The sequence below is a fragment of the Desulfofundulus sp. genome (genome assembly GCF_049701015.1).
GTDB lineage: Bacteria > Bacillota > Desulfotomaculia > Desulfotomaculales > Desulfovirgulaceae > Desulfofundulus.
The window spans coordinates 1-2,147 of the sequence record NZ_JBNATZ010000422.1; the positions used below are offsets into that span (position 1 = coordinate 1).

Annotated in this window: 2 protein-coding genes; both read left to right on the plus strand. The window is 54.1% G+C overall.

Features of this window, described 5'->3' with window-relative positions; genetic code table 11:
• The coding region (locus tag ACPLUI_RS15095; protein WP_424661061.1) for a 4Fe-4S single cluster domain-containing protein at window positions 1-339 on the plus strand (339 nt) is incomplete at its 5' end.
• 227 nt (window positions 340-566) lie between these two features.
• The gene (locus ACPLUI_RS15100; RefSeq protein WP_424661062.1) at window positions 567-2,078 is read left to right on the plus strand and encodes a recombinase family protein; all 1,512 of its coding nucleotides are present in this window, start codon (window positions 567-569) and stop codon (window positions 2,076-2,078) included.
• Window positions 2,079-2,147: the final 69 nt, after the last annotated feature.

Here is a 2,147-nt window from a genome sequence, read left to right on the forward strand (position 1 = left end):
ACTTTTTCCGGCGGGGAGCCCTTCTGCCAGGCGGCGGCCCTGGCTAAGGTGGCCCGGCAGGTGAAAGCCAGGGGCCTCGACCTGTGGGTCTACACGGGCTACACCTGGGAACAGCTCCTGGCCCACCCGGACCCGGCGGTGCGCCGCCTGCTGGTCCTGGCGGACGTGGTGGTGGACGGGCGGTTCGTACAGGGAGAAGCAGACCTATCCCTGCCCTTCAGGGGCAGCCGGAACCACCGGCTCGTCGACGTGCGGGAGTCGCTGAAGGTCGGGAAAATGGTTTTGTGGGGATCAAAAAATTACGCGGCGGAAATACCGCCGAGGCGGGTTGCGGTTTAAGGCACGGGTTCAGCCCCGTGCTTTTTTGTTGTAGGACAATTTACCTCCTGCGTAGAAATATACCGAAAGGAGAGATAGCCTGTGACTGACCGTAAATACCCGGCGCAGAAACACAGGGATAACACACCTTCTGTTCCTGTAAAGGTTATTTACTCTCTGGGAGGGACAGGGCTTCGCGGCGCATACCGTCTCCTGGCCCGGAAAATGTTAAAGGAGAAAATGGGGAAATGCGAGCAGCGATCTATCTCCGAGTGAGTACCGAGGAACAGGCCAAGCATGGATACTCTCTGTCTGAACAGAAAGAGGCGTGCCGGCGCAGGGCCGAATCGCTGGGAGCAAGGCAGGTACTGGAGTTTACCGACGAGGGCGTAACGGGAGCTACCCTGGACAGGCCCGCCCTGGCTGCTCTGCGCGATGCAATTAAAGAAGGGCGAATTGACATCGTGGTGGTCAGAGACCCGGATAGGCTGTCTCGTAAACTGGCCCACCAGCTGCTTCTCACTGAAGAGTTTGAGAAAGCGGGAGTGCGGCTGGAATTTCTGGATTTTGAGTGGAAAGACACCCCGGAGGGCAGAATGTTTTATGCCATAAGGGGAGCTATAGCGGAATTTGAAAAAGAAAAGATCCGGGAACGGATGACCAGGGGAAAAATGCAGAAAGCCAGGCAGGGCGGTATTCCTATTGGTTTTTACGCTTATGGCTATACTTACGATCCGGACACAGATAAGGTAAGCCCTCATTACGAGGAAGCTGATATTGTACGCGATATGTTCCGCTGGTTCGCTACAGAAGACATTGGGGTGAACGGAGTCGTCCGGCGATTGAATGAGCTGGCCGTTCCCACCAAAACGAAGAAAGGGAAATGGCACAGGATGGTGGTGCGTCAGATACTTACTAACCCTGTTTATATCGGTATGTGGCGCTACAAAGGACTGTACATTCCCGTTCCTGCTTTGGTGGACATCGAAACATGGGAAAGGGTACAGGAAAAACTCAAAGAAGCCAGGCGTTTATGGGCTGGTAAAAGCCAGCACGAATATCTTCTGTCCGGGCTTTTAACGTGTGCGGAGTGCGGGAACACCATGACCGGTATATATGCTCGGTGGTGGGGTAAGTGCGAGAGGAGGTACACTTGCTACAAGAGCTACGAAGGAGCGCCCAGGAAAGGATGTCGCCCGGTCAAGATGGTGCCTGCCCGTGTAATAGAGAAGGCAGTTTGGGAACAAATACGCTCATGGCTGAACGATCCGGAAGAGCTGGTCCGGGAAGCCATGGAAGCGATGCCCCAGGTAAACGAGCTTCGCCGGGAACTGGAGACAGTGGAAAAGCGCATTGCGGAAGTGGAGAAAGGTCGCGAGGCGGTTTTGGATGTCCTCGCTTCCGGGTTGTTTGAACTCGACGCCAAGACCAAGATAAAGCTGGAAGAACTGAAAAGACGGAAAATTAGATTGGAGCAGCGCAGAAAAGAGATCCTTGCGGTTCTGGAAGGAACGGAAGGGACGTTCTCGCGTATAGAAGAGCTGCGCATACTGGCCAGGAATGTCCTCTCTAAGTTGGACGAGCTGGAATTTGAGGAAAAGAAGGCCCTTGTACGGGAGCTGGTGGCTCAGGTGATAGTTGCGGGGCGGGGGAAAAGTGGAGACAACGGTTTAAAGGACGTTTCCATCACGGTAGTAGCAAGAATTCCCGACAGCGAAAAATCAGTGTCATCCACATCATTTTCCAGGGATATCCGCTAGGTTTTGAAATAGAAATTTCATTTTCTATACAACGTGCGGCATAGGTGGCCAGGCGAGTTCCTTTCCCGG

Bases quoted from the DNA above. Each gene is read 5' to 3' on its own strand.
- ACPLUI_RS15100 (WP_424661062.1), top strand. From the start codon at position 567: ATGCGAGCAGCGATCTATCTCCGAGTGAGTACCGAGGAACAGGCCAAG.